25 protein-coding genes and 1 pseudogene are annotated in these 25,892 nt (G+C 70.4%); 10 read left to right on the top strand and 16 right to left on the bottom strand.

Annotated features, from left to right (window positions below; all coding sequences use genetic code 11):
* Positions 1-2: 2 nt before the first annotated feature.
* The 7 genes from KXC43_RS30460 to KXC43_RS30430 form a co-directional block, all read right to left on the bottom strand.
* Positions 3-1,190, bottom strand: coding sequence for a pilus assembly protein TadG-related protein (locus KXC43_RS30460; protein ID WP_221379630.1), 1,188 nt, complete (start codon positions 1,188-1,190; stop codon positions 3-5).
* 47 nt (positions 1,191-1,237) lie between these two features.
* Positions 1,238-1,681: a TadE/TadG family type IV pilus assembly protein gene (locus KXC43_RS30455; protein ID WP_221379629.1), complete on the bottom strand. Its 444-nt coding sequence runs from the start codon at positions 1,679-1,681 to the stop codon at positions 1,238-1,240.
* Between the two features lie 25 nt (positions 1,682-1,706).
* Positions 1,707-1,793, bottom strand: coding sequence for a hypothetical protein (locus tag KXC43_RS53265; RefSeq protein WP_369076962.1), 87 nt, complete (start codon positions 1,791-1,793; stop codon positions 1,707-1,709).
* 216 nt (positions 1,794-2,009) lie between these two features.
* Entirely contained in the window at positions 2,010-2,426 is a 417-nt protein-coding gene (locus KXC43_RS30445; protein WP_221379628.1) for a response regulator, read from the bottom strand.
* A gap of 132 nt (positions 2,427-2,558) precedes the next feature.
* A complete protein-coding gene (locus KXC43_RS30440; protein WP_221379627.1) occupies positions 2,559-3,482 on the bottom strand; it encodes a siderophore-interacting protein in 924 nt (307 codons plus the stop codon).
* A gap of 70 nt (positions 3,483-3,552) precedes the next feature.
* A complete protein-coding gene (locus KXC43_RS30435; RefSeq protein WP_221379626.1) occupies positions 3,553-5,109 on the bottom strand; it encodes a tyrosine-protein kinase domain-containing protein in 1,557 nt (518 codons plus the stop codon).
* Between the two features lie 91 nt (positions 5,110-5,200).
* On the bottom strand, positions 5,201-5,614 hold the full coding sequence (locus KXC43_RS30430; protein ID WP_221379625.1) for a MarR family winged helix-turn-helix transcriptional regulator: 414 nt from the start codon (positions 5,612-5,614) through the stop codon (positions 5,201-5,203).
* A 97-nt stretch (positions 5,615-5,711) separates the two neighbouring features.
* On the opposite strand from KXC43_RS30430, the gene KXC43_RS30425 reads away from it, so the two are divergent.
* Complete coding sequence (locus tag KXC43_RS30425; RefSeq protein WP_221379624.1) at positions 5,712-6,521, top strand: alpha/beta fold hydrolase; 810 nt, start codon at positions 5,712-5,714, stop codon at positions 6,519-6,521.
* 42 nt (positions 6,522-6,563) lie between these two features.
* Here the strand turns inward: KXC43_RS30425 and KXC43_RS30420 are convergent.
* Both KXC43_RS30420 and KXC43_RS30415 read right to left on the bottom strand, forming a co-directional pair.
* Positions 6,564-6,765 (bottom strand): annotated as a pseudogene (locus KXC43_RS30420) (transposase); the annotation flags it as partial.
* A 183-nt stretch (positions 6,766-6,948) separates the two neighbouring features.
* Positions 6,949-7,251 (bottom strand): protealysin inhibitor emfourin, encoded by a 303-nt coding sequence (locus KXC43_RS30415; RefSeq protein WP_221379623.1) that lies wholly within the window; start codon positions 7,249-7,251, stop codon positions 6,949-6,951.
* A gap of 272 nt (positions 7,252-7,523) precedes the next feature.
* Here KXC43_RS30415 and KXC43_RS30410 point away from each other — a divergent pair, with 272 nt between their 5' ends.
* Entirely contained in the window at positions 7,524-8,540 is a 1,017-nt protein-coding gene (locus tag KXC43_RS30410) for a LacI family DNA-binding transcriptional regulator (protein ID WP_221379622.1), read from the top strand.
* A 9-nt stretch (positions 8,541-8,549) separates the two neighbouring features.
* Here the strand turns inward: KXC43_RS30410 and KXC43_RS30405 are convergent, their stop codons facing one another.
* Together KXC43_RS30405 and KXC43_RS30400 are read right to left on the bottom strand one after the other, a co-directional pair.
* Entirely contained in the window at positions 8,550-8,957 is a 408-nt protein-coding gene (locus KXC43_RS30405) for a VOC family protein (RefSeq protein ID WP_221379621.1), read from the bottom strand.
* 10 nt (positions 8,958-8,967) lie between these two features.
* Positions 8,968-9,456, bottom strand: a complete 489-nt coding sequence (locus KXC43_RS30400) for a helix-turn-helix transcriptional regulator (protein WP_221379620.1) — start codon at positions 9,454-9,456, stop codon at positions 8,968-8,970.
* A 63-nt stretch (positions 9,457-9,519) separates the two neighbouring features.
* Here KXC43_RS30400 and helR point away from each other — a divergent pair, with 63 nt between their 5' ends.
* Positions 9,520-11,661: an RNA polymerase recycling motor ATPase HelR gene (gene helR, locus KXC43_RS30395; RefSeq protein ID WP_308129319.1), complete on the top strand. Its 2,142-nt coding sequence runs from the start codon at positions 9,520-9,522 to the stop codon at positions 11,659-11,661.
* Here the strand turns inward: helR and KXC43_RS30390 are convergent.
* From KXC43_RS30390 to KXC43_RS30370, 5 genes are all read right to left on the bottom strand, one after another.
* On the bottom strand, positions 11,605-12,240 hold the full coding sequence (locus KXC43_RS30390; RefSeq protein ID WP_221379618.1) for a response regulator transcription factor: 636 nt from the start codon (positions 12,238-12,240) through the stop codon (positions 11,605-11,607). The two genes, helR and KXC43_RS30390, sit on opposite strands and share 57 nt — an antisense overlap.
* 14 nt (positions 12,241-12,254) lie before the next feature.
* Complete coding sequence (locus tag KXC43_RS30385) at positions 12,255-13,583, bottom strand: sensor histidine kinase (protein WP_221379617.1); 1,329 nt, start codon at positions 13,581-13,583, stop codon at positions 12,255-12,257.
* A 17-nt stretch (positions 13,584-13,600) separates the two neighbouring features.
* Entirely contained in the window at positions 13,601-14,401 is an 801-nt protein-coding gene (locus KXC43_RS30380) for an ABC transporter permease (RefSeq protein WP_221379616.1), read from the bottom strand.
* A gap of 46 nt (positions 14,402-14,447) precedes the next feature.
* On the bottom strand, positions 14,448-15,173 hold the full coding sequence (locus KXC43_RS30375; protein ID WP_221379615.1) for an ABC transporter ATP-binding protein: 726 nt from the start codon (positions 15,171-15,173) through the stop codon (positions 14,448-14,450).
* A gap of 758 nt (positions 15,174-15,931) precedes the next feature.
* Positions 15,932-16,534: a hypothetical protein gene (locus KXC43_RS30370; protein ID WP_221379614.1), complete on the bottom strand. Its 603-nt coding sequence runs from the start codon at positions 16,532-16,534 to the stop codon at positions 15,932-15,934.
* A gap of 419 nt (positions 16,535-16,953) precedes the next feature.
* On the opposite strand from KXC43_RS30370, the gene KXC43_RS30365 reads away from it, so the two are divergent.
* The 7 genes from KXC43_RS30365 to KXC43_RS30335 all read left to right on the top strand — a co-directional run bounded on the left by KXC43_RS30365 (position 16,954) and on the right by KXC43_RS30335 (position 25,876).
* Positions 16,954-18,267, top strand: a complete 1,314-nt coding sequence (locus KXC43_RS30365; protein WP_221379613.1) for an extracellular solute-binding protein — start codon at positions 16,954-16,956, stop codon at positions 18,265-18,267.
* A 53-nt stretch (positions 18,268-18,320) separates the two neighbouring features.
* Positions 18,321-19,205: a carbohydrate ABC transporter permease gene (locus KXC43_RS30360; protein ID WP_255645078.1), complete on the top strand. Its 885-nt coding sequence runs from the start codon at positions 18,321-18,323 to the stop codon at positions 19,203-19,205.
* Positions 19,202-20,083, top strand: a complete 882-nt coding sequence (locus KXC43_RS30355; protein ID WP_221379611.1) for a carbohydrate ABC transporter permease — start codon at positions 19,202-19,204, stop codon at positions 20,081-20,083. The genes KXC43_RS30360 and KXC43_RS30355 overlap by 4 nt, the downstream gene beginning before the upstream one ends.
* 35 nt (positions 20,084-20,118) lie before the next feature.
* Positions 20,119-22,350, top strand: coding sequence for an alpha-xylosidase (yicI, locus tag KXC43_RS30350; RefSeq protein ID WP_221379610.1), 2,232 nt, complete (start codon positions 20,119-20,121; stop codon positions 22,348-22,350).
* A gap of 70 nt (positions 22,351-22,420) precedes the next feature.
* Complete coding sequence (locus tag KXC43_RS30345; RefSeq protein WP_221379609.1) at positions 22,421-23,446, top strand: carbohydrate kinase family protein; 1,026 nt, start codon at positions 22,421-22,423, stop codon at positions 23,444-23,446.
* Positions 23,436-24,758 (top strand): family 4 glycosyl hydrolase, encoded by a 1,323-nt coding sequence (locus tag KXC43_RS30340; protein WP_221379608.1) that lies wholly within the window; start codon positions 23,436-23,438, stop codon positions 24,756-24,758. Before KXC43_RS30345 ends, KXC43_RS30340 begins: the two co-directional genes overlap by 11 nt.
* A 491-nt stretch (positions 24,759-25,249) precedes the next feature.
* The gene (locus tag KXC43_RS30335; protein ID WP_221379607.1) at positions 25,250-25,876 is read left to right on the top strand and encodes a hypothetical protein; all 627 of its coding nucleotides are present in this window, start codon (positions 25,250-25,252) and stop codon (positions 25,874-25,876) included.
* Positions 25,877-25,892: the final 16 nt, after the last annotated feature.

The raw sequence follows: 25,892 nt of genomic DNA, 5'->3' as shown, positions 1-25,892 counted from the left end.
CGTCATCCCGTACGCCCGATGACCGTGGCGCCGAAGTTCGGGCCCGTGCCGAACGTCGGACTGTCGAGGGGCACGAGCGTCTTGGTGAAGTAGCCGAGGATGCACTGCGACAGTCCGCACAGCGCGCTCTGGAGCAGTCCCGGCAGACCGCCGTTGAGCAGGCTGCCGACCCCGCTCAGCAGGCCGCCGAGCAGGCTCGTCCAGCCGGTGAGGACGAACGGCGCGAACCCGGCGATGCGATAGGCGGGCGCGAGCGACAGCAGGCCCTGCACCTCGTCGTAGATGGGCACGAGCACCGGCTGCCGGCTGGCCAGCTGGGCCTGCAGCCGGCTCGCGCACGTAATGCCCTGGGTCAGGCCGGAGAGCAGGAACGAGCGGGGCAGATCACCTACCTTGAGCGTCAGCTCGCAGTTGGCGTCGGGTGGGGAGAGGTCGTTGTCGGCCAGCCAGACCCAGCCGCGTGGCTCGGTCGGGTCGATCGGTGAGGTGCAGGACGGAAGCGGAAGTAGGACCTTCGCCGACGTGACCATAGGGATGGCGCTCTCGGCGGCGGCGGTCGGCGCGGGCAGGCCGAGGACCGAGTAGAGGCCGAGCTGACTCAGCAGGGGACTCAACGGGCCGTAGAAGGTGGACCCGTTGGCCGTCATGCGCTTCCAGTCGCACATCGAGATGCCCAGCGCGAGCACCTTGGTGATGCCCGGCGGTCCCCAGGCCACCCGCCCGCAGGCGCCGGCCATGACTCCCGAGCTCACCGAACCGGACATGGCACTGGCGAAGGCCGGTGGAAGCAGGGTCGAGGTTCCCGTACGCGTGGACGTGCGCACTTCGACCGAGGTGCCGCCGGCGACGGTGGTGGGCGGGCACGCGCCCGGGCTCTTCCACGCCGTGCACAGGGCGGTCTGGTTCGACAGGCAGATCTGCGCGTCGGCCGACCCGTCCTTGGTGTTGCGGCTGGCGTAGTCCGACGCGACCAGGCTCTGCTTGGCCATGGTGCAGTCGGCGGGGTTCTGGACGCACCGGGACGCGATCGTCCACGAGGCGGCGTCGGCCCCGGTCTGCAGCTCCTGACGTTCGAGCGCGATCTGGCCGACGTCGATGACGAGCGCGCCCATGGCGATGACGACGCCGGTGCTCACCATCACGGCGAACAACGCCGCCACAGCGCCGTGCTCGGAGCGGGAACGCCGCATGGTCCGTCGCCAAGCGCGACGGACCGGAGCGAGGGAGTGCCTGCGGATCAGCCGGTGCACGCCATGATCCCGGTGGCTCTGAGAGTGGTGAGGCTGCTGGTGGTGCCGTAGTACTGCATGAGCACGAACACCGGCGTGAGCGCCGTGAAGGGCTGGGTGGCGGTCACCGACGCGTCGGCGGTCACCGCGGATCCGCCGGTGCAGAGCGTGCTGGCCACGGTGGCGTCGGCGCCGGCGACACTGTGCACCTTGGCTGTCACCGAGGCGGAGGTGCCGTTCAGCGCGGCTGTCCGGGCGCCTTCGCGCACGGCGGCGGTGAGCAGGGCCTGCTGTTGCAGGGCCCGGCCGAAGTCGATGATGCCGAACAGCACCAGCAGAATCAGCGGTAGCACGATGGCCGCCTCCACCGCGGCCGCGCCCTCCTCGCCCCGGACCGGCCGGCGCGCGATGCGCGGCCCGGGGCTGAGGAGACTGCGTACGGCGGTGAGCACTGCCGTGACTACCGGCCTTTCATCCTTACGCCGGCATCTTGATCTTGCCGGCGACAGCAGCGAAGAGGTCGCTGATCTGCTTGCCGAAGGTGGTGGCGCCAACGATGATCACGACGGCGACGAGCGAGACGAGCAGGCCGTACTCGACGGCGGTCGCGCCCTCGTCGCCCTTCTTGGCCAGACGCTCCCCGGCGCTGGTCAGACGCGACTGGAGGTAGGCAGCGACGTATGAAAAGGCAGCATTGGGTCCCCCCGGATCATCTGGCCGGCCGGGTTCTCCCGGCCTGTGCCCTACGAATCGGATCCGGTCGGACCGAATTGAGCCAGGTCAGGGTGCAGGAGCGTTGCTGTTGTTCTGGGCCAGGACCGACCGCAGAGTGCCGGCCAGCTGGTCGGCCGTGAACGGCTTGGCGATGAAGGAAGCCCCGCGCTTGATGATTCCCCGGCGGATCGCGATCTCCTGCGGCATGCCGGAGATGTAGACCGTCTCCATGCCCGGCCGGACGGCCTGCGCCGAGCGTGCCAGCTCGCCGCCGGAGACGCCGGGCAGGCCGAGGTCGGTCAGGAGCACGTCGATCTTTCCCTCGTGCACCTTGCACTTGGTGATGGCGCTGACCGCGTCGTTCGCGGCCAGCACCTGGAAGCCTCGCAGCTCGAGCATCTGCGTCGTCATGTCGCGCAGGTCCTCGTCGTCCTCCACGAGCAGGACGACCGGACCCTGCTGGGGCGCCGAGGTGTTCCACATGTCTTCCTCCTCGGGCTCTGTGGAGCCAGGCCCTTCGGGCGCGGCTCAGCTGACGGCCGCACGCGGGCGTGGCCTCACCAAAAACGCTAGGCGAAAAGCCACACCGCCGGAGGAATTCGGCGGAAACGGGTCTTAGTTGCCTTCGGCCCGCCCGAGACGCCAGTACCCCATGAAGGCCACCAGGCGCCGGTCGACACCGCACTCGGCGACCAGGTGGCGGCGCAGCAGCTTGATCATGCCCGCCTCGCCGGCCAGCCAGGCGTAGAAGCGGCTCACGTCGGTGACCTCCTCGGGCACCTCCCAGAGCACGTCGTGGTCGACGTCCACGTCCTCGAGCTCGACGGGCGGACCGACCTGCTCGTCACCGAGGATGCGGCGGCTGGCCGCGCGTACGGCGGGAATCAGCTTGGCGCCGTAGGCGGCGTCGTCGCGGGTGAGCCAGGTGACCCGCACGCCCGCCGGGGCGGTCAGCTCCAGCGCGTCCCCGGCCGAGGGCACCTCGAGCAGCACCTCGCCGCGCGCGTCGGCGGGCAGACCGGCCAGAATCCCGGCGATGGCCGGCACCGCGGTCTCGTCACCACCCAGCAGGAGGCAGTCCGTGTGAGCCGGCGGGTGGAAGTCGATGCCCCCGTGCACCCCGTCGAAATCGGCGTTCGGGCCCATCAGGTACGCCGGGGCGCCCGGACCGGCCTCGGCGGCGAACCGCGAGGCGGGGCCGTTCACACCGTGCAGGACCATGTCGATGTCGACCTCCCGCAGCTCGGGACGGACGGCGCGCACGGTGTACGTACGGATGGGATTGCGGTGCTCCGCGGGCAGGGCACGCCACTGCGTGTACCAGTCCTCGCCGGTCGGCAGGTGGGCCAGCCCCGAGCCGGGCAGCGGCGGGATCAGCTTGATCCGCTGGTCGAAGCCGTTGTCGGCGAAGCGGTCGAGGTCGTCGCCGGTGAAGGTCACCCGGACGAAGTGGGGGCTGAGCCGCCGCACCTCGCGAACCTCGACGGCGAAGAACCGCCACGGCACCGTCGCCACGGCCGGGTCAGCGGTCTGAGTCACGGGGGCCTCCAGGGAACTACGGCAAGGTATGGCTAACCTAACCTGTCCCTCCCGGTGGCCACCACCCGGGTCATTCCTCGCTCTTCGCCTCGGCAGCCGCCTTCGCCTGCACCCGGGCCTCGGCCTCGGCCTTGGCGGCGGCGGACGTGTAGACGCGCGGCTGGGGGATGGCCGCCTTCGCGCTGACCGGCTTCGCCTTCGGCTCGGGCTCCCCGGCCGCCTCCGGATTCTCGGGCGCCGGCTCGTCCGGCGGACCGGGCGGGGGCGAGTGCTCGGCCGGGCCGTCCAGAGCCTCGAAGCGGTCGGCGGAGGGCTGGTGGGCGCGGCCCGCTCGAGTGCCCGGGGTCAGGCCGCCGTCGCGCTCGGGCAGCCCGATCAGCACCGCCGAGACCCGGCCCGGCGCGACGTGCTCGAGCTCGGCGGCGACCCGGACGGCATCGGCCCGGGTGGCCCGGCGATAGTCGGTGACCACCAGGATCTGGTCGGCGCAGGCGGCCGGCCCGAGGCCGTCGGCCACCTCCAGCAGGGCCGGCGAGTCGAGCACCACGACGTCGCACTGCTCCTTGAGCTCGTGCAGCAGGCCGGTGAGGCCGCCCCCGGCGAGCAGGTCGGCGCTGTTGTCACGCTCGGCCCCCACGGCCAGCACCCGCAGGTTGACGATGGCGCCGGCCGCGAGGGTCTCGGTGAGCTGGTGCCGGCCGGTCAGCACGTTGGTCAGCCCGCGGTCGCGGGACAGATCGAACATGAGATGCAGCGCGGGCCGGCGGACGTCGGCGTCGACCAGCACGACCCGGCGGCCGGACTGGGCCAGCGCGACGGCCAGGTTGGCGGCCGTGGTGCTGCGGCCCTCGCCGTCGCGGCCACCGGCGATCAGCACGGTTGCCGGCCGCCCCAGCAGCGGTTCGAGGCGCGCACGCAGGTACCGGTAGGCCTCGGCGTCGGCCGAGTCGGGGGAGCGCAGCATCACCGGCAGCGGCGCGCCGGGCCCTCGCGAGCGCCGCGCCCGCGGGATCGTAGCCAGCACCGGCAGCCCGGTCTGCTGTTCGTAGTGGGCGCGCCCGCGCAGCCGGTCGCGGCGGCGGGCCATCGCGTACGCGCTGGTCAGGCCCAGCAGCAGCCCGGCGACCGCGCCGGCGGCGAGCCAGAGCCAGAGCGGACGCCGCTGTTCCTCAGCCGGGCCGGCCGGCGAGACCAGCGTGGCCGCGGTGCCGGACTGCACGGTCGTGGTGTTGCGATATCGCACGTACTCCTCGGCGACAGCCTGCGCCCGCCGCTGGGCGGTGGCCGCGTCGCCGTCGGTGTAGGCGATGGTGATCGCCGCCCCCTGCTCGGCCGGCTCCACATCGAGGCCGTCGGCCAGGTCCGTCTCGGCCATGCCCAGCTCTTCGGCGGCCGCACGCAGGACGGTGCCGGAGCGGGCGATCTCGCGCTCGGTGCCGGCGTCGACGGGCACGGGCGCGAAGCCGGCCCGCTGCTTCGGTCCAGCCACGGCGGTCGCCGTCGATCGATGCCCGACGGGCTCGACGCGGCTCAGCGCATAGCCCCCGGCGGTGATCAGAACGGTCACCAGGATGATCCACCACCCGTACCCGCGCAGAAGTCGCGCGGATCTGCCGTTCGTCGTCATGCCGGGCCGCCCTCCCGTGATGCCGCTGATCGCAGCCTACGACCGGATCATCGGACCTCGCCAGATCAGCGGCTGTCGGCTACGGGCGCGCTCACCCCGGCTCGGCCGCTTTGAGCAGCAGCCGGTGGAGGGTTTCCCGCTCGTCGGCGCTGAGCTGCCCGAGGGACTCGGTGAGGACGCCGTCGACCGCTTCGCCGCCGGCTCGCCGGAGTTCGTCGCCGGTCGCGGTGAGCTGGTGCTGAACCTTGCGGCCCGAACCCTCGACCCGCTCGAGGAGCCCGCGGTCGACCATCCGCTTGGCGAGCTCGCCCATCGACTGGTCGGTCTGAAAGGTGAGCTCGGCCAGCCGATGCAGCGAGGCGCCGGGGTTGGCGTGCAGGTGGCGCAGGGTGTCCCACTGCACCAGCGAGAGGCCCAGCGGGGCCAGGCGGCGATTGGCCTCGCGGTGGTGCCGCCACTGGAGCCGCTTGACGGCCAGGCCGACCTGTTGCAAGGAAGCGCTCATCCCCGGAGGCTACTGCAAGGTTGCGTATATAAGGAACCTGATCTAAGGTTCCTTATATACGGACTCGCGTCGTCGTCATCACTGTCCAGGAGCTCGCATGACCGTCCACTCACTCACCGTCCCGGGTATCGGCTCCCTGGAGCTCACCGTCACCGAGCGCGGCGCGGGCCACCCGTTCCTGCTGCTGCACGGCGGCGGGGGACCGCTCACCGTCACACCCTGGGCCGACCGGTTTGCCGCGGCCGAGCACGCGCATGTGCTCACCCCGGTCCACCCCGGCTTCAACGCCACCCCGCGCCCCGCCGCGCTCGACTCGATCGCCGGGCTGGCCGCGACGTACGTCGCTCTGCTCGACGCCCTCGACCTGCAGGACGTCACGGTGGTCGGCAACTCGATCGGCGGCTGGATCACCGCGGAGATGGCGCTGCTGCGCTCACCCCGGGTCAGCAGTTACGTTCTCGTCGACGCGGTCGGTATCGAGGTGCCCGGTCACCCGGTCGCCGATTTCTTCTCGCTCACTCCCGCCGGGCTCGCCGAACTCAGCTACCACGACCCGCAGACGTACGGTGTCGACCCGGCCCAGCTGCCCCCGCAGATCCGCGAGGCGATGGCCGGCAACCGCGTGGCCCTCGAGGCGTATGCCGGCCGCGCGATGACCGACCCGACGTTGGCCGGCCGGCTGGGCGGGGCGAGCGCCCCGACCCTGGTCGTCTGGGGCGAGACCGACCGAATCGCCGACCCCGACTTCGGCCGGGCCTTCGCCGCCGCGATCCCCGGCGCGCAGTTCACGATGCTTCCGGAAGCCGGTCATCTGCCGCAGATCGAAACGCCCGACGCGCTCATCAGGACGGTATGGGCCTTCGCCGACGCGCACGCCACCAGCAAGCCCGCACGCCCCTCGGCGTAGGCCCCCGCGATCGGTCACGTCCGCGGGCGTGGTGCAAGAGTTTTCGTCGGTCTGATCGGCCAGGCGGCGCCGACGAGGCGGAGGAACGCCGCCCGGTTCGGGGAGATCCCGACGACCTCGGTACGTCGCCGGATTTCCTTGTTCAGGCGTTCCGGCGCGTTGTTCGACCAGATGTCTCGCCGGAGTTCGTGCGGGAACGCGGTGAGGCGAGTAGGTGGGCGTGGGCGTCGTCGAGATGCTCGGCCGGCTCGACCGCGCCGGCCCGGGTCCCTTCTTGCTGCCGGTAGCTGTTACGCGAGTTGGCCCGCTCGGCGATGTCGCGATCGGATCAGCGAACGCGCGGCTTCCGGACCGGCCGGTTGAGCCGATCCGGAGTGCGAGCAGCCATGGGAGCCGACGGCTTCCGCGCCAAGATCTGGTGGTGCGGTCAGCGGGCGATGCCGGTCAAGAGCTGGAGCAGTGGCTGGAGGGCGGCTGGGACGGACGCTTGCGAGACGGTGCCGCGCCAGTGGTCGTCGCCGCGGGTCAGGATCAGGTCGTAGCGGAACAGGTCGGCGCCGCCCGTGGGGTGGCGGGTGCTGCGCAAGGTGGCGAAATCCAGGGTGGACATCAACTGGCGGAGGCGGGCGGACTCGGCCGGCGACAGGGTGCGCGAGTCGGCGACGGCGCTCAGCGGCCGCCCGGTGAAGCCGCCGGTGCGGTGGAGTTCGGCGCGTACGTGCTCGGACAAGGCGTGCTCCCGGTCGAGGAGGGCGGTCGGCAGCGCGAGACCTCGGGAGGGGATCTCTCCGGCCGCGCGTGGAAGGGGCCACGCTCGTTGGCGTTGACCCGTCGACCGTAGCGCCGGCGGGCCTCACACTCGCGTGACCCGGCCGCTTGCTCGCGGTGGAATGGAACGGTGGACACGACATTCACCTGCATCTATGGTGAGCCAGGAGGCCGTCGAAGCGCTTCGACGAAGCGGGTGGGCTGAGTAGTGTGAGCAGCGGATGAGGGGGGCGGATGGCGACGATCAACGACGTGGCCCGGGCGGCCGGCGTGTCACCGAGCACCGTGTCGTACGTTCTGAGCGGTCGCCGGCCGATCTCGGCGCAGACCCGTGAGCGGGTGCAGGCGGCGATCGCCGAACTGGGCTTCCACCCGCACGCCGGGGCGCGGGCGCTGGCCAGCAGCCGCACCAACGTGCTGGCCCTGGTCGTTCCACTGCGCACCGACGTCAACGTGCCCGTCATCATGCAGTTCGCGACGGCCGTGGTCACCGCCTCGCGCACCCACAACCACGACGTGTTGCTGCTGACCAAGGACGAGGGCACGGCCGGCCTGGAACGGGTCGCGCACAGCACCATGGTCGACGCGCTCATCGTCATGGACGTGGAACGCGACGACGTGCGCATCCAGGCCCTGCGCCGGCTGAAGCAGCCCTCGGTGCTGATCGGGCTGCCGGAGGACCCCGCCGGGATAGTGTGCGTCGACCTGGACTTCGAGGCGGCCGCGGCCGAGGCTCTGCGGCACCTGGCGTGGCACGGGCACCGCAAAGTCGCCCTCGTGGGTCCGTCCCCCGCGGTGTACAAGCGCGGGACGACGTACGCCGAAAGGTTCTTGACCGGTTTCACCATCGGCTCGGCCGAGCTGGGCCTCGAGACGATGACCCACCCGTGCGAGCCCGACCGGGAGGGCGTGCGGGCCTGCCTGGCCGACATCGACGCGCAGCTGCCGGGGGTGACGGCGCTGGTGGTGCACAACGAAGAGGCGCTGCGCATGGTGCTCGAGGAGCTGCAGGCGAGCGGGCGGCGCGTCCCCGCGGACATCTCGGTGGTGGCGGTCTGTCCGCGGGACGTCGCCCTCAACATGCCGTTGCCGCTGACCTCGGTCGACATCCCGGCCCACGACGTGGGCGGGCTGGCCGTGGCCACGGCGATGAAGCTGCTCGACGGGCGGCCGACCGAGCCGGTGCGGCTGCTGCCGCCGACGCTGGTCGAGCGGGACAGCACCGCCCCACCCGCTGTCACCGCTGGTTGATGCGCGCTGTCACTGCTGGTTGATGCGCACCATGTTGCCGGCCGGGTCGCGGAAGGCACAGTCGCGCAGCCCGTACGGCTGGTCGATCGGCTCCTGGACGACGTCGCCGCCGGCCTTCTGCACCTGCTCGAACGCCTCGTCGACGTTGGGCGCGCTGAGGACGATGCTGGCGTAGCTGCCCTTGGCCATCAGCTCGGCGATGGTGCGCTTCTCGTCGTCGGTGAGGCCGGGGTCGACCGTGGGCGGGTGCAGCACGATCGAGGTCTGCGGCTGCCCGGGCGGGCCCACGGTGATCCAGCGCATGTCGCCGTACCCGACGTCGTTGCGCACTTCGAAGCCCATCGTGTCGCGCCAGAACGCGAGCGAGGCCTCGGGGTTGTCGGCCGGAAGGAACGTGTTGTGAATGGTGAGGTTCATGCCGACCACGCTATTGGCCGGGGACGGCCGTTGCTTCTCGATTCCTGATCGGTCTGGTGACCTGCTTGACCACGCAGCCCGGCAGGCCCTCGGCCTGGGACTGCTCGGCGGTCAGCCGGCGGTAGGCGCTGGGCGACATGCCCACCAGCTCGCTGAATCGGGTGCTGAACGTGCCGAGCGAGGAACACCCGACCTCGAAGCACACGTCGGTGACGGACAGGTCGCCGCGGCGCAGCAGGGCCATGGCGCGCTCGATGCGGCGGGTCATGAGATAGCTGTACGGCGACTCGCCGAACGCGGCCCGGAACTCGCGGCTGAGGTGACCGGCCGAGAGGTTGACGCCGCGGGCCAGGGCCTCGACGTCGAGCGGCTGGGCGTAGTCGCGGTCGATCCGGTCGCGGACACGACGAAGCAGCCTCAGGTCTCTGAGCCGTTGCTGATGTTTGGCGTCCTGCGCCGTGCCCCGCGCCGGCGGAGGGAAATCCGCACCTCTCGCCATGTTTAACGTATAACACAGAGGGGGCCTTGCCGCAAGACCCCGGTGCCGGCGCAGAATCGCTGCGTGACCAGCGCTTTTGAGGTATCCGAAGCCAAATCCGACCCGGTGCTCATCGCCGACGACGAGAGACACTTCGCGGTGATCGCGGCCAGCCTCGAGCGGACCATCGCCGAGCTGAACGACCGGCTGGAGGTCGAGCGGAGGGCGCCCGCCGGCAAGGGGCGCCAGGCCGTCGACCGCGACGACGCGGTGCGGCGGTTGACCAGCCGGCTTCGCGCGTTGCGGCGCTACAGCCTGGACATCTGCCTCGGCCGCATGGTGACCGGCTCGTCCGCCGTCTACATCGGGCGTTTCGGGCTGACCGACAGTGACGGGCAGCGGCTGCTCGTGGACTGGCGGTCGCCCGCGGCCGAGCCGTTCTTCGGGGCCACCCACGCCAACCCGATGGGGCTGGACAGCCGGCGGCGCTACCGCTGGACCGGCGGGCGGATCACCGACTACTGGGACGAGGTGTTCACGCCGGACGCGCTCGAGGGGCACGCCGCGCTGGACGACCAGTCCGCGTTCATCGCCAGCCTGGGCAGCAACCGGTCGGCCCGGATGCGGGACGTGCTGGGCACGATCCAGGCCGACCAGGACGCGATCATCCGGGCCGGGTCGGCCGGCGCGCTCGTCGTCGACGGTGGTCCGGGCACGGGCAAGACCGTGGTGGCGTTGCACCGTACGGCGTATCTGCAGTACGCCAACCCCCGGCGCGTGCTCTTCGTGGGGCCGCACGAGCCCTACCTGGCGTACGTGTCGGACGTGCTGCCCAGTCTGGGCGAGGACGAGGTGCAGACGTGCACGCTGCGCGACCTCGTGCCCGGGGGCGCCTCGTTCGCCGAGGAGACGGACGTGTCGGTGGCGCGGCTCAAGTCGTCGGTGGCCATGGTCGGTGCGATCGAGGCCGCGGTCCGGTTCTACGAGGAGCCGCCGGCGCACGGCATGCTCGTCGAGACGGACGACGACGAGATCCGGCTGACCGCCGACGACTGGGCCGAGGCGTTCGCGGCGCCGGGACCGGGCACGCCGCACAACGAGGGGCGGGAGGAGGCCTGGGAGGAACTGCTCACGATCCTCGAGGCGAAGTACGCGGGGGAGGAGCCGGCGGATCTCGTACGGAAGGCCCTGCTCGGCAATCGTGCGCTGGCTTCCGCCTTCAACCGGGCGTGGCCCGTGCTGTCGCCCGACGACATCGTCGCCGATCTGTGGTCGGTGCCGGCCTACCTGCGCAAGTGTGCCCCCTGGCTGAGCGCCGACGAGATCAAGAGCTTGCGGCGTACGGAACCACGCGCCTGGACGCAGGCCGACCTCCCGCTGCTGGACGCGGCGCGGCACCGCGTCGGCGATCCGGGAACGGCGCGGCTGCGGCGGCAGCAGGAGTCGGCGGTGGCCGCGCAGCGGGCGGGCATGTCGCGCGTTCTGGACGACCTGGTCGCGTCGCGCGAGTACGACGACGGCGAGGGTCTGATGTGGATGCTGGTGCAGCAGGATTTGCGGGACGTGCTGGTCGACGACGCGGCAGTGCCCCGGGCCGACCCGGACCAGCTGGCCGGGCCGTTCGCGCACATCGTGGTGGACGAGGCTCAGGAGCTGACCGACGCCGAGTGGCAGATGCTGTTGCTGCGGTGCCCGTCGCGCAGCTTCACCATCGTGGGGGACCGGGCGCAGGCGCGGCACGGGTTCACCGAGTCGTGGGCGGAGCGGCTGGCCCGGGTGGGCTTGGAACGGGCCACCCTGACGTCGCTGACCGTCAATTACCGTACGCCGTCGGAAATCATGGACGCCGCGGCGCCGGTGATCCGGGCGGTGCTGCCGGACGCCAACGTGCCGGTGTCGATCCGCAGCAGCGGGGTGCCGGTGCGCTACGGGTCCACTTCGGAATTGGCTGCTGTCGTCGACGGCTGGCTGGCGGCGTACGCGGAAGGAATCGCCTGCGTGATCGGGGATCCGTCGTTCCCGGCGGCGCCGCGGGTGCGATCGCTGACTCCCCAGTTGGCCAAGGGCCTCGAGTTCGACCTCGTCGTCCTGGTGGATCCGCAGCGTTTCGGCGCGGTCGACCGCTACGTCGCCATGACCCGGGCGACCCGGCAACTGATCATTCTCACGTCAGCCACTGAGATGGCGCAGGACGGCCAGGACCCGGCGGTTGTCGCTGTCGGATGACGGCAGGCCCAGCTTCGCGAAGATGTTCGCCACGTGCTTCTCCACGACTCCGGGGGTGATGACCAGGGCGGCGGCAATCCCGGCGTTGGACCGTCCCTCGGCCATCAGGGCGAGCACCTCACGCTCGCGCGGGGTCAGCCCGGCCGTCGGCTGACCGGCGCGCATCAGGTGGCGGACCACCTCGGGATCCAGGGCAGTGCCGCCGGAGGCGACCCGGGTCAGCGCGTCCACGAAGTCGGCGACGTCGGCCACCCGCTCCTTGAGCAGGTAGCCGACGCCGCTCGGCCGGTCGGCGAGCAGGCGACGGGCGTAGCGGGTCTCCACGTACTGCGAGAAAACCAGCACGCCGACGCCGGGATGGTCGCGCCGGATGTCGACGGCGGCACGCAGGCCCTCGTCGGTGTGCGTCGGCGGCATGCGGATGTCGACGATGGCCACGTCGGGCGCTGTCTCCTGAACGGCCGACCGCAATGCTTCGGCGTCGGCCACCGCGGCCGGCACCTCGAATCCGCGGTCGGTGAGCAGCCGGACCAGACCCTCGCGCATCATCGCGGCATCCTCCGCGATCACCACCCGCATGTTGTCGCCTTTCCTCATACGTACGTGGGCAGTTCGATCCCGATCCGGGTCGGGCCGCCGGCCGGGCTGTGCACGCGCATGCGGCCGTCCACCACGGCGATGCGGCGGGCCAGGCCGGACAGCCCGGGACCGTCCGGGTCGGCCCCGCCGACGCCGTCGTCCCCGACGTTGAGCGTCAGGTGCCCCCCGACACCGTCGTCCTCGGCGGTCGGCGTCCTCTTCCCGTTGACGGACAGGGCGATCCTGCTCGCCCGGCTGTGCTTGGCCGCGTTGGCGAGCAGTTCGGAGGCGCAGAAATAGGCGATGGTCTCGATCGCGGGCGCCGGGCGGACGGGCAGATCGACCGTGACCGTGACCGGTATGGCGCTGCTCGTGGCCAGTGTGGCCAGGGCGTCGCCGAGGCCGTTGTCGAGCACCGGCGGGTGGATGCCGCGCACCAGTTCGCGCAGCTCGGCCAGGGCGTCCTTGGCCCCCTGGTGGGACAGCGCCAACAGTTCCCGGGCCTGTTCGGGGTCATCGTCGAATTTCTCCCTGGCCATGCCCAGGTTCAGGGCGAGGGTGGCCAGCCGGATCTGCGCGCCGTCGTGCAGGTCGCGTTCCAGCCGGCGCATCATCGTGGCCGCGTCGTCGATCGCCTGGGCCCGGCTGGCCTGCAGCTCGCGCACCCGCTCGGCGAGCCGGGGCGGACCGAGCAGCCGGCGCATCGCGGCCACGTCGAGCGTCGTGCCGGCCCGCATCAACCACGGGGCGGCCAGCAGCATGGCCAGACCGGCGGCGGCGATGATCAACGTGCCGCCGAACGTCCGCGTGCCGAGCGTGCCGAACGGCGTGAGCGCGCGCACCGGGTCGAGGGTCGTGCCCGGCGGATGGTTGCGGAACAGCGGCCACCACACCGGATAGCTGAGGTTGACGATGCCGAAGACGTAGCAGAAGGCGCCGTAGCCCTCGGGGATGGCCAGGGGGATCTTGAGCAGGCCGTAGCCGAGGGCACGCCAGCCGGGACCGTCGGCGATCCGCCGGCCGCGCCGGGGCGGCGGGGCGTCCACCTGCTCGTCGAGCAGCCGGCGCGCGAGCGTGCGGTGCACGGCGCCCAGCGCACGCCCGGCCGGGGTGGCCAGCACGAGCAGGAGCGCGATGGTGAGCGGGAAGAGGACCAGGAACACCGGCGCGACGACCGGCGCCGGCTGGACGGACATGGCTCCGGTGGCCCAGAGGTTGAGGGCGGCCGCCCCCGGCACGATCGCCGGGGCGGCCAGGATCGCGACCGCGCCGACCACGCCGGCGACGCAGAACACCGTCCGGCGCAGGGCCAGGGTGGTGAACGGGGCGCGGAGCGCGGTCATCGGCCCATTGTCGTCGCTCACGCGTCGCGCTGCCGCAGGAGCACGCCGCCGGCCAGGATCGCTACCGCCGCGTACCCGCCCATCAGAAGCACGCTGACCGTGCCGGAGAACAACCCGGCGCCCGGCGTGATCACGGCGACCGAGTTGAGCAACATCAGCAGCGGGACGAAGCGGCCGATCGCGACGCCGCCCTCGCCGAACAGGCCGGCCACGATCGTCGGGACGAACATCAGGGCGAACAGGACGCCGATCGCGGCGCCCGAGTGCCGCAGAATCGTCCCCAGGCCGATGCCGATCAGCGCCGTGGCGCTCAGGTAGAGGCCGGTCAGCACGACCGCCCGCAGGACCGGCGGATCCCCGAGGGAGGCGGCCGGTATGGCCGTGCCCCGGATGGTGAGCTGCCCGCCCAGATAGCCGGTGAAGCTCGCGACCAGTCCGACGGTCGTGGTCGCGAGCCCGCACACGGCGGCCTTCGCGGCCAGGACGACCCGCCGCCGCGGGACGGCAGCGAACGTCGAGCGGATCATTCCGGTGCCGTACTCGCCGGTCATCATCAGCGCGCCGAGCGCCCCGAGCAGCAGCTGGGCCAGGATCGCGCCGCTGAGGCTGTTGTTGAGGATCTGCGCGGTGGTGGCGACCGGAGTGTGCGACCGGTAGCCGAGACCCACCCCGATCCCGGACGCGGCCATCGAGGCCACCGCCGCGATCGCCAGCCACCACGCCGACCGGACGCTGCGCAGCTTGATCCATTCCATCCGCGCCGCCTGACGGAATCCGTAGCGGCCTGTGTTCTTCCCGCCTTTGCGGTAGCTGTTCATGACACTGTCCTTCCGCCGTGGTCGGTCGCCTGCGTGGTGATGCCGTTCATGAGGCGGTCCTCCCGCGGTAGTCGGTGGTCTGCGAGGTGAGCCGGAAGAACGCGTCCTCCAGGTTGTCGTCGGTGGCCGCGAGCTCGGCGACGGTGGTCTCGGCCAGCAGACGGCCCTGACCGATGACGACGAGCCGGTCCGCGGTCAGCGCCATCTCGGCGATCAGGTGGCTGGACACGAACACCGTCCGGCCCTCGGCGGCGAGCCCGCGCAGCAGGTCGCGAATCCAGCGGATGCCCTCCGGATCGAGCCCGTTGACCGGCTCGTCGAGCAGGAGGATGCCCGGGTCGCCGAGCAGAGCCACGGCGACGCCGAGCCGTTGCCGCATGCCGAGCGAATAGGTGCCGGCCCGTCGAGCGGCTACATCGGACAGCCCGACGATGCCCAGCACCTGTTCGACCCGGGAACTTGAGATGTCGTTGCCGGCCGCCAGAGCCCCCAGGTGCGCTCGGGCACTGCGTCCGGGATGGAACGCGCCGGCGTCGAGGAGCGCCCCGACCGTCCTCAGCGGCCAGGTGAGCTCCGGGTACCGGATGCCGTCGATCAGGGCTTCGCCGTGGTCCGGCGCGTCCAGGCCGAGGATCATCCGCATGGTTGTCGACTTGCCGGACCCGTTCGGGCCGAGGAAGCCGGTCACCACGCCCGGCTGGACGCGGAAGCTCAGCTCGTCCACGGCGGTCCGGCCGCCATAACGCTTCGTCAGTTCACGTAGTTCGATCACATGGACGACGCTAGACACCGCCGTCGCCGCTCAGAAGCCGGTAACCACCCGACTCCGGTTAGGGGTTTTCCCCCCTCGACCCCGGCGCGGGCGGCTCGGAAATGGCATTGATTCCGAGTCAGCCATCCGACGCGAATCGCCCGCTGCGACCCGCGGCTTCGAGATGGCCAAAGCATCGAGGAGCTTACTTCGTCCTTGGCCTTGATCGAAGAGCTGCTGACCCGCGGCGACACTGTCGGATCGGTCAAGCAGAGTCATCCGCCGAACGGCACGTCGTCCGCGTTGACGATCGAGCTTACGGGGGGGTCCTGGAAGATTCCTTCGCCAGGGTGCGGGGGACTGAGAATCGGCATGTGCCGTCGAGGACAGAGCTGATTTCTTCCCTGCTCGTCTACGTATGCAGCGTGATCGCCGTCGCGCTGTGGGCCCGGCGGTCGTGCTCGGCGTCCCCTTGTGGGATATCGAAGCCCCCTACGTGACCGTGCAGTGGATCGGCCCCTCGGGCCAGGGCCCGGTGGAGTTCCGGAACAAACCCCTGTCCTGCGTCATTCGAGTGGGACGGAACGCCACCACCACGTATCTGATCGTTCCCGGCGGCACGTCGAATTCGGTGACCCACCGACTGCTCGAAGTGCCGGCCGGCATGGTGGCGATGACACATCGTTCCCGCAGTCCAGTTGCTGGGAGGACTGCTCTCCGGTCACCGATGGCGGCTGTGACCGTTGGTCGAGCGGGCCGGATGTCGCCCGGCGTGACAGTCAGTTCGTGACCGGCGCCGGTGGGGTGCATCGGTTGAACTTGATGCCGAATTCGGCCACGGACGGGCCTTGGCAGATCTCGCGGGTGATCTGCTTCGGGCCGAAGCCGTCCTGGCGCGAGTCGGTGAGGACCTCGGTGCGGCCGTCCGCGCCCGCGGTGTAGGTCACCGGGATCGGGTCGCCCTCGACGGTGGGCCGGGTGACCTTGAGCCGCGCGGGGTGACCGGCCTGGGCGGCGTCGACGAAGCAGCGGGTCGCGCTCTCGGGCGGCTTGTCGCCCTGGCCGAGCACGAAGGTGCCGCAGTCGAGGGCCGCGGGCACGCCTTGGCCGGGGCTGAGGGTGGTGCTGGGCTTTCCGGTTCCGCCCGCTCGCGGTCGCGGACCGAGGGTCGGATCGACGAACGGCGCCGTCTCGGAGGCACGCGGCCGTGGATCCCCGCTCGGGTCGACGAACGGCGTGACCTCGGAGGCACGCGGCACCCCCGTGGCGGTGGCCGGACCCACCCGGTTCGGTGAGCCGCCCGCACTCTGCTCGCCGCAGGCGACAAGCGCGCCGGCGGCCATCAGGAACGGCAGCGCCAGCAAGGCCGGCTGTCTCTTCATGACGCACCCTTCTCGGCTCGCGGAGTCGGCCGATTAGACGCGCCACCACCGCACCTGGTTGCGTCGGCATCGGCTCACATGCCGGCTCCCGCGCGGACATCTCCCAGGATGGGCAGGACGTCGGCTCGTGGAGGGCTGCGCCGTCCTCGCCGTCGGCTCGCGCGTCTCAGGTTGCCTGCGATGCCGGGTCGTGCACGGTGCGTCGTCCCGGACGGTGGCTCGGGGTAGTCACCCGCGCCGCCCGAGGCGGGCGATCTCGGTCTTGGAAATGTCTTCGTCACACCGTTGACATCTGTGCGGGGCGGAGCCTAGCGTCCTGTCAAAGTCCCGCGTCGAAGCGCTTCGACGATTGCGCTGCTGCCACCTGTGGGCGCAGTGTCGAAGCGCTTCGACGGAGCCCCTCCCGGAGGACGACAGACATGATTCTTTTCCGAGCCGGTCTCTCGGCCGGTGCCCTCTTGCTTGCCACCTCGCTCGCCCTCGCTGCCTGTGGCGGCTCGGGGGACTCGTCGTCCGACGAGGGAAGCGACGCCAAAGTCCTGAGCCTTTGGCACTACGAAGGCCCCAACAGCGCCATGGGTATCGCCTGGAACAAGGCCATCGAGGAGTTCAAGAGCTCGCACCCGGGCGTCGAGGTGAAGTTCGAGGAGAAGAGCTTCGAGCAGATCCAGCAGAACGCCCAGATGATTCTGAACTCCGACAGCGCGCCGGACATCATGGAGTACAACAAGGGCAACGCCACCGCGGGGCTGCTGTCGAAGCAGGGCCTGCTCACCGACCTCACCGAGGAGTCGGGCAAGCGCGGGTGGGACAAGGCCCTCAACTCGAGCCTGCAGACGACCACGAAGTACGACGACGACGGCATCATGGGCTCGGGCAAGACCTACGGCGTGCCCAACTACGCCGAGTACGTCGAGGTCTACTACAACAAGGACCTGTTCAAGAAGTACAACCTGCAGGTGCCGACCACGCTGGACGAGTTCACCAAGGTGATGGACACGTTCGTGCAGAACAAGGTCACCCCGCTGGCTGTCGGCGGCGCCGAGTACCCGGCTCAGCAGATTCTCTACTCGCTGGCGCTCTCCAAGGCCGACCGGGCCTGGGTCGACGACTACCAGCTCTACAAGAACAAGGTCGACTTCAAGGGTCCGCAGCTCAAGTACGGCGCGGACACCTTCAAGCAGTGGGTCGACAAGGGGTACATCGCCAAGAACTCGGCCGGCATCAAGGCCGAGGACATGGGCGTCTCGTTCACCCAGGGCAAGTTCCCGATCATGATCTCGGGCTCGTGGTGGTACGGCCGGTTCGTCAATGAGATCAAGGGCTTCGAGTGGGGCACGTTCCTGTTCCCCGGCAACAAGCTGCACCCGGGCTCCAGCGGCAACCTCTGGGTGGTGCCCGAGAAGAGCAAGGCCAAGGCGCTGGCGTACGACTTCATCGACATCACCATGAAGCCGGAGATCCAGGCGCTGCTCGGTAACAACGGCGGTGTGCCGGTCGCGGCCGACGCCTCGGCGATCACCGACCCCAAGAACAAGGAGCTCATCGAGAACTTCAACAAGGTCTCGAGTGCGGACGGCCTCGCGTTCTACCCGGACTGGCCGGCCCCCGGCTACTACGACGTGCTCGTCGCCGGCGTGCAGGGCCTGATCAACGGCTCCAAGACGCCCGACCAGGTGCTCACCGAGATCCAGAAGCCGTACGACGAGAACCTCGCCGACCTCGGCAAGTGACCCGGATGCCGGCGGAGGGGAAACCCTTCGCCGGCCCGCGGAAAGGGGCAAACATGAGGCGCAAGGGGTATTGGCCCTTTCTCGTCCCCGGCGTTCTGGCGAGCATCCTGGTGATCGTCGTGCCGCTGGTGATGACGGTCTACACGAGCTTCACCAAGTGGAACGGCGTCGGCGAGCAGCGCTGGATCGGGTTCGACAACTACACGCGGCTTTTCGAGGATTCGCTGTTCTGGGGCTCGTTCAGCAACATCCTGCTGCTCATCCTGGCCATGGCCGTGGTGCCGACGCTGCTGGGGCTGTTCCTGGCCGCGGTGCTGTTCGACTACGTGGCCAAGAGGTTCAGCAACCGCTGGGCGTCGCTGTTCCGGTCCGGGTTCTATCTGCCGCAGATCATCCCGGTCGCGGTCACCGGCATCGTCTGGGGCTGGATCCTGCACCCCGAGTACGGCGCGCTCAACAAGATCCTCGAGTCGATCGGCCTGGGCTCGCTGGCCCACAACTGGCTCGGCGAGCCGGGCTCGGCGCTGTACAGCGTCATGGGCATCATGATCTGGGTTCAGCTGGGCTACCCGATCGTCATGTTCATGGCCGGGTTGCAGCGGGTCGACCCGGAGCTGTACGAGGCGGCCGATCTGGACGGCGCGTCCTGGTGGCAGCGCTTCCGCAAGATCACCGTGTATCTGATCCGGCCCGAGTTCTACGTCGTGCTGGTGACGACCACGATCGCGGCGCTCAAGATCTTCGGGCCGATCTTCGTGCTGACCGGCGGCGGGCCGAGCAACGCTACGCTCGTGCCGAGCTACTTCGCGTACAAGAACTTCTTCGAGAAGGCCCAGGTCGGGTACGGCTCGGCGATCTCCACGGTGCTGACCGTGCTCATCATCGCGCTGTCCATCGTGTTCCTTCGCCTGCAGAACCGCGCGGAGCGTAAAGCATGACTCTCACGGCAAATCGGGCACCGGCCAAGACCGACCCGGCCACACCGGTGGCGAAGCGGACAAATCCGCTTCGGTTCGTCATCCTCGCGGCTCTGCTCGCGCTGTTGCTGATCGTCGTGGCGCCGCTGCTGATCATCGCCATCAACGCGGTGAAGAGCCCGGCCGACTACGCCACCGGCGGCCCGCTGTCGTTGCCACCGCACCTCTACTGGGACGGCATCGTCGACTTCTGGAAACGGGTCGACTTCGGCCAGAAGCTCTGGAACAGCTTCATCACCAGCTTCACGGTGGCGGTGCTCGGCGTCCTGCTGTCGGTTCTCAACGCGTACGCGCTGGGCATCGGCAAGGTGAAGGGCCGGCTCTGGTTCCTGGTGTTCTTCCTGGTCGCCAACCTGCTGCCGCAGGAGGTGCTGGTCTACCCGCTGTACTTCCTGTCCAAGGAGGTGCAGCTCTACGACAGCCTGATCTCGATCGTCATCATCTTCACGGTCATCCAGGCCGCCTTCGGCACCTACCTGCTGACCTCGGTCTACCAGGAGTTCCCGACCGAGCTGCTGGACGCCGCGGACGTCGACGGGGCCGGGAAGCTGCGCACCCTGTGGAGCGTCGTCGTGCCGGTCAGCCGGCCCACGCTCGGCGTGCTGTTCACGTTCTTCTTCATCTGGACGTGGAACGAGTTCTTCCTGCCTCTGGTCTTCCTGGTCTCGAACGAGAACCAGACCGTGCCGGTGGCTCTCGGTGTGCTGCAGGGCGACCGCCTGATGGACGTGACCATGACCAGCTCGTCCGGCCTGATCGGCATCCTGCCGGCCCTGCTCTTCTTCCTGATCTTCCAGCGGACGCTCACCCGCGGCATCACTGCCGGCGCCATCAAGTAGCCAGCCGAAGGCTCCTCAGAAAGTAAAGGACCTCCATGAAGTTCACCGACGGGTACTGGCTCAAGCGCAAGGGCTTCACGGTCCTGCACCCGGCCCAGCTGCGGGACAGCCAGGCCGACGAGAAGGCGCTGACCGTCTGGGCCTCGACCAAGCCGGTACGCAGCAGGTCGGACACCCTCGACACCCCGCTGATCACCATCCGGGCCGAGGCGCCGATGCCGGACGTCATCCGGGTGACGCTCGGGCACTTCCTCGGGGGCGTGCCGAAGGGACCCAACTTCGAGATCGCGACCGAGGACCACGAGGTCGCGGTGTCGGGTGTCTCCTTGACGTCGGGCAACCTGACCGCGCGTTTCGACGCCGGCGAGAGGTGGGGCCTCGACTTCGTCGCCGAGGGCAAGCGGCTCACCGGCACGGGCTGGCGCGGCATGGGCATCGTCGACGGCGCGGACGGCGAGCACTACGTGCACGAGCAGCTCGATCTGGGCGTGGGCGAGGCCGTCTACGGGCTCGGGGAGCGCTTCGGCCCGTACGTGAAGAACGGCCAGAGCATCGACATCTGGAACGAGGACGGCGGCACCAGCAGCGAGCTGGCGTACAAGAATGTGCCGTTCTATCTGACGAACCGCGGGTACGGCGTCCTCGTGGACCACCCGGGCAGGGTGTCGTTCGAGGTGGCCAGCGAGATGGTGTCGCGCACCCAGTTCAGCGTGGCCGGGCAGACCCTGTCGTACCTGATCATCTACGGCCCCACCCCGGCCGACATCCTGCGCAAGTACACCGCGCTGACCGGTCGCCCGGCCCTGCCGCCGGCCTGGTCCTTCGGGCTCTGGTTGACGACGAGCTTCACCACGCCGTACGACGAGGAGACGGTGACCTCGTTCGTCGACGGGATGGCCGAGCGGGATCTGCCGCTGAGCGTCTTCCATTTCGACACCTTCTGGATGCGCGAGTTCCACTGGTGCGACTTCGAGTGGGACCCGGCGATCTTCCCCGACCCGCCGGGCATGCTGAAGCGGCTGCACGACCGCGGCCTGCGGACCTGTCTGTGGATCAACCCGTACATCGCGCAGCGCTCGGCCATGTTCGAAGAGGGCCGTGCCAACGGCTATCTCGTGAAGAAGGCCGACGGGGACGTCTGGCAGTGGGACAGGTGGCAGGCCGGCATGGCGCTGGTCGACTTCACCAACCCGGCCGCGCGGGAGTGGTACGCGGCGAAGCTCGCCGTCCTGGTCGAGATGGGCGTCGACGCCTTCAAGTCGGACTTCGGCGAGCGGGTGCCGACCGATGTGGTGTGGCACGACGGCTCCGACCCCGAGCGGATGCACAACTACTACACGCAGCTCTACAACCAGGTCGTGTTCGACGTCCTGAAAGAGGCCCGAGGCGAGGGCGAGGCCGTCCTGTTCGCGCGGTCGGCCACCGTCGGCGGCCAGCAGTTCCCGGTGCACTGGGGTGGCGACAACTCCGCGACGTACGAGTCGATGGCCGAGAGCCTGCGCGGCGGTCTGTCCCTGATGAGCTCGGGCTTCGGCTTCTGGAGCCACGACATCGGCGGCTTCGAGGGGCGGCCCGACCCGGCCGTCTTCAAGCGGTGGATCGCCTTCGGGTTGCTGTCGTCGCACAGCCGCCTGCACGGCAACCACTCCTACCGGGTGCCGTGGCTGTTCGACGACGAGTCGGTCGAGGTGCTGCGCTCCTTCACGCACCTGAAGTACAGCCTCATGCCGTACCTCTGGGAAGCCGCGCGTCAGGCCCATGAGCAGGGCCTGCCGGTGATGCGCCCGATGATGCTGGGTTTCCCGGACGACCCGGCGGTGACCTACGTCGACCGGCAGTACCTGCTCGGCGGCGACCTGCTGGTGGCGCCGGTGTTCAGCGAGGGTGGCGAGGTCAGCTACTACGTGCCGGCCGGGCGGTGGACCAGCTTCCTCACCGGCGACGTCGTCGCGGGCCCGGGCTGGGTGCACGAGACGCACGGCTTCGGCAGCGTGCCGTTGCTGGTGCGGCCGGGTGCGGTCATCCCGATCGGCAACCGGACCGACCGGCCCGACTACGACTACGCGGACGGCGTGACGCTGCGGGTGTTCGAGCCGGCCGAGGGCAGCACGTCCGTGCGGGTCGGCGAGAGCACGTTCACGGTGACCCGGGACGGCACGGCGATCCGGGTCGAGCGCTCGGGTCCCTCGCTGCCCTGGCGCGTGGAGATCATCGGGGGCGCGGCAGCCGACCTCGGCGCCGGCGACGCGAGCTGGGTGGCCGGCTAGAACGGCAAGGTGGGGCTCGCCACCCTGGTCAGCGGGCCCCACCGCCCGTCGTGCGGCATAGGATCTCCAGATGAACCCGGCACTGGACCTGTTCGTCCCAGGTGTCGTCTTCCTCGACATCGTCTTCACCGGGCTCGAGGGTGTTCCCGAGCCCGGCACCGAGGTGTGGGCCCGCGGCATGGGCTCCTGCCCGGGCGGCATCGCCAACCTTGCCGTCGCCGCGTCCCGCCTCGGCCTGCGCACCGGGCTGGGCACGGCGCTGGCGACCGACGCGTACGGCGATTTCTGCGCCGACATCCTGTGCGGGCAGGAGAACATCGACCTGAGCGCGTCCCGCCGTATCGACGGCCACTTGCCGGTCACCGTCTCGCTCGCGTACGACCGGGACCGCAGCATGATCACGCACGGGCACCCGCTGCCCCTCAACGCCGACGGGCTGGTCGGCGAGCTCCCGGGCGCCCGGGCCGCCTCGGTCTCGCTCACCAAGGACCGGCTGCCCTGGGTGCGCCGGGCCCGGGAGGCGGGGACGCTGGTCTTCGCCGACGTGGGCTGGGACGCGAGCGCCGAATGGCCGGTCGAGGTGCTCGACATGCTCGAGGACTGCCACGCCTTCGTGCCCAACGCGGTCGAGGCCATGCAGTACACGCGGGCTGCCACCCCCTCAGCGGCGCTGGAGAAGCTGGCCGGCCTGGCTCCGGTCGTGGTCGTGACCTGCGGCGGCGACGGGGTGCTGGCCCACGACGCGCGCACCGGCGAGACCGTGCACGTGCCGGCCGTACCGGTGCCGGCCCTCGACCCGACCGGCGCCGGGGACGTCTTCACAGCCGGCTTCATCCTGGGCAGCCTGCGCGACTGGCCGCTGGCCCAGAGCCTGGCGTTCGCCAACCTGATCGCCGCGCTGTCGGTGCAGCACTTCGGGGGGTCGCTGTCCGCGCCCGGTTGGGGCGACATCGCGGACTGGTGGCGCGGCGCCCGGTCGTCGCCGTTGGCGGAACGGTACGCCTTCCTCGACGACGTCATTCCCCGCGGCGAGCAGCGCACGGTGCGCCGCGCGACCGCCACGATCGCCCGGCTGTCGGACGCCCATGCCCGGTAAGCGACTGGTCGTCCTGGGCGGTGGCGGATTCCGGGTGCCCCTCGTCTACGGCGCGCTGCTCAACGGCGACTCGCCGATCTCCGAGGTCGTGCTGCACGACGTCGACGGCTCGCGGCTGACCGCGATCGGGCGGGTGCTGCGCGACCAGGCCGGCGGGGCCGTCGGCGCGCCCTCGGTCGAGGCCACGACCGACCTGACCGAGGCGCTGACCGGGGCCGACTTCGTCTTCAGCGCGATCCGGGTGCACGGGCTCGAGGGGCGCGTGATCGACGAGCGGGTCGCCCTCGGCGAGGGCGTGCTGGGGCAGGAGACGGTCGGGGCCGGCGGCATCGCGTACGGGCTGCGGACGGTACCGGTCGCGCGGGCCATCGCCCGGCGGATCAGCCTGGTCGCGCCGGACGCCTGGGTCATCAACTTCACGAACCCGGCCGGGCTGGTGACCGAGGCGATGGCGGAGTTCCTGGGCGACCGGGTGATCGGCATCTGTGACTCGCCCTCCGCGCTGGCCAGGCGGGTGGTGCGCGCACTTGGGCTGACGCGGGGAACGGCGACTGTCGAGTACGCCGGCCTGAACCACTTGGGCTGGCTGACCGCCGTACGGGAAGGGAAGCGTGACCTGCTCCCGCAGCTGTTGGCCTCGCCCGCCCTCGAGTCCTTCGAGGAAGGACGGCTCTTCGGTGCGGATCGGCTCCGGTCGCTCGGCGCCGTGCCGAACGAGTACCTGCACTACTACTACGACAACGAGGCAGTCGTGCGGGCTTCGCTGGCGGCCGGGGAAACCCGCGGCGAGTTCCTGCTTCGCCAGCAACGGGACTGCTACGACATGCTGACCACGACCGAGGGCGACGCGTACGAGGCCTGGGACGCCGTGCGTCGTCAGCGGGATGCGACGTACATGGCGATGGAGGGCCTCGGCGAGCGCGACGACGCCGAGGGCGGCGGTTACGAGGACGTCGCCCTGGCGTTGATGCTGGCCATCGCCCAGGACGCGCGGCAGGAGCTGATCCTGAACGTCCGCAACCGGGGCACGCTGGCCGACCTGGACGACGACGCCGTGGTCGAGGTGCCGTGCGTGGTCGACGGGTCCGGGGCGAGGCCGCTGCCGTCGGGCGGGTTGCCGTCGCACGGCGTCGAGCTGGTGCGGCGCATCAAGGCCACCGACCGGGCCGTGCTGACCGCGGCCGAGACGGGATCCCGGGTGCTGGCCGTGCGGGCGATGGCCGCCCACCCCCTAATCGACTCGGTGCCGGTGGCGCGCCGGCTCATCGACGCCTACCAGGAAAAGCTGCCGGAGCTGGGCTACCTGAGCTGAGTCTGTCCGAAAACAGCGCCGGCGACTCTGCGTCTCGGGCTGGTGGCACCATGTCACTAAGGACCACGAAACTGGTCGATACGACAGGATCCGGCCCGGGGCCTGGGACAGCTCGCCCACGGTTCCCGAGCCGGCTGCCCACGAGCGGTTCGATCCCGATGCCGGCGGGGCAACCCCGTCCTGGCTGCCTTCCCAGGATGCCTACCCGACCGTTGACGCGTGGCACGGGCCGCCGGGTCGCTGAGGCCGCCGTCGCGAGCCTCCGAGGTTCGGGAGGGAGCGCGCTGGACGGACGTGCAGCGGACGGTCGGCGAGCTGGGCACACAGACCGCCGGTGAGCCGCGACTTCGGGCCGTGTACGCGGCGGTCGAAGTGCTGCGGGGCTGCGCTCGACGGACGATGGGCGCCGGCGAGCCGGGTCGTTCCGCTCCCATGGTCATGGCCGCGCGGCAGGTGGCGACCGAAGTGGCCGAGGCGGAGCGCGGTCTGAGGTGGTCAACCAGGGTGACCAGGCGGAAATACGGGTCAATACCCACTACCACGTACGCGAGACGGTCATCCCGGTGGCCGAGATGCTGAACGAGCGCCCGGAGCTGAACGCTGACCTCGCTGCGGCGTTCCGGCACGAACCCGGTGCGGCCGACCCGGCCGCGAAGATGCTCACCGCGGTGGGCGACCTCGATACGCGTGACCTTCTGCACGGCGCGAAAGGCCTGGCCGACGGGGGCGCGTCGGTGAAGCACTCGTTCGGCGGCGCCAGGGTCGACTTCGCCTCGGCCGTCATGGTGGGCTACGGCAACACGATGACCCGCCGCAGCGAGGTCTCGCCCACCTCCAGGGTCGGCGGGACGGTGAAGAAGCTCGACAAGGCTCTGGCGCGGGCTCAGGCTGCCAGTTCTTTGCAGCGCGGCATCGCGGAGTCCGGATCATTCATGCCGGAGCGGCAGGCCACACCGAGGGTCGCGGGGTACGTGTCGCCGGTGCCCGCCCATCCGTACCCGGGCTCCCGCAACGCCAACGGGGACGGTCCGGTGATCCAAGGCGACCGCAGCGTCAACGACATCACGATCAACTACGGGCGAGGCGGCCGGTCCCGGAAAGGCAACGGCCGCTCTTGAGGGTCGCCGTCCGGCC

This window comes from Paractinoplanes polyasparticus, assembly GCF_019710575.1.
Taxonomy (GTDB): Bacteria; Actinomycetota; Actinomycetes; order Mycobacteriales; family Micromonosporaceae; genus Actinoplanes; species Actinoplanes polyasparticus.
The sequence above is the reverse complement of the archived record's forward strand: the minus strand, read 5'-3'. Positions and strand labels throughout refer to the sequence as shown.

Excerpts from the sequence above, each read along its gene's own strand:
- KXC43_RS30445 (WP_221379628.1), bottom strand. The coding sequence starts at position 2,426 with ATGTGGAACACCTCGGCGCCCCAGCAGGGTCCGGTCGTCCTGCTCGTG.
- KXC43_RS30410 (WP_221379622.1), top strand. The coding sequence starts at position 7,524 with ATGGCGACGATCAACGACGTGGCCCGGGCGGCCGGCGTGTCACCGAGC.
- KXC43_RS30370 (WP_221379614.1), bottom strand. The coding sequence starts at position 16,534 with ATGAAGAGACAGCCGGCCTTGCTGGCGCTGCCGTTCCTGATGGCCGCC.
- KXC43_RS30385 (WP_221379617.1), bottom strand. The coding sequence starts at position 13,583 with ATGACCGCGCTCCGCGCCCCGTTCACCACCCTGGCCCTGCGCCGGACG.
- KXC43_RS30365 (WP_221379613.1), top strand. The coding sequence starts at position 16,954 with ATGATTCTTTTCCGAGCCGGTCTCTCGGCCGGTGCCCTCTTGCTTGCC.
- KXC43_RS30360 (WP_255645078.1), top strand. The coding sequence starts at position 18,321 with ATGAGGCGCAAGGGGTATTGGCCCTTTCTCGTCCCCGGCGTTCTGGCG.
- KXC43_RS30425 (WP_221379624.1), top strand. The coding sequence starts at position 5,712 with ATGACCGTCCACTCACTCACCGTCCCGGGTATCGGCTCCCTGGAGCTC.
- KXC43_RS30460 (WP_221379630.1), bottom strand. The coding sequence starts at position 1,190 with ATGCGGCGTTCCCGCTCCGAGCACGGCGCTGTGGCGGCGTTGTTCGCC.
- KXC43_RS30405 (WP_221379621.1), bottom strand. The coding sequence starts at position 8,957 with ATGAACCTCACCATTCACAACACGTTCCTTCCGGCCGACAACCCCGAG.
- KXC43_RS30400 (WP_221379620.1), bottom strand. The coding sequence starts at position 9,456 with ATGGCGAGAGGTGCGGATTTCCCTCCGCCGGCGCGGGGCACGGCGCAG.
- KXC43_RS30435 (WP_221379626.1), bottom strand. The coding sequence starts at position 5,109 with ATGACGACGAACGGCAGATCCGCGCGACTTCTGCGCGGGTACGGGTGG.
- KXC43_RS30340 (WP_221379608.1), top strand. The coding sequence starts at position 23,436 with ATGCCCGGTAAGCGACTGGTCGTCCTGGGCGGTGGCGGATTCCGGGTG.
- KXC43_RS30430 (WP_221379625.1), bottom strand. The coding sequence starts at position 5,614 with ATGAGCGCTTCCTTGCAACAGGTCGGCCTGGCCGTCAAGCGGCTCCAG.
- yicI (WP_221379610.1), top strand. The coding sequence starts at position 20,119 with ATGAAGTTCACCGACGGGTACTGGCTCAAGCGCAAGGGCTTCACGGTC.
- KXC43_RS30380 (WP_221379616.1), bottom strand. The coding sequence starts at position 14,401 with ATGAACAGCTACCGCAAAGGCGGGAAGAACACAGGCCGCTACGGATTC.
- KXC43_RS30390 (WP_221379618.1), bottom strand. The coding sequence starts at position 12,240 with ATGCGGGTGGTGATCGCGGAGGATGCCGCGATGATGCGCGAGGGTCTG.
- KXC43_RS30345 (WP_221379609.1), top strand. The coding sequence starts at position 22,421 with ATGAACCCGGCACTGGACCTGTTCGTCCCAGGTGTCGTCTTCCTCGAC.
- KXC43_RS30355 (WP_221379611.1), top strand. The coding sequence starts at position 19,202 with ATGACTCTCACGGCAAATCGGGCACCGGCCAAGACCGACCCGGCCACA.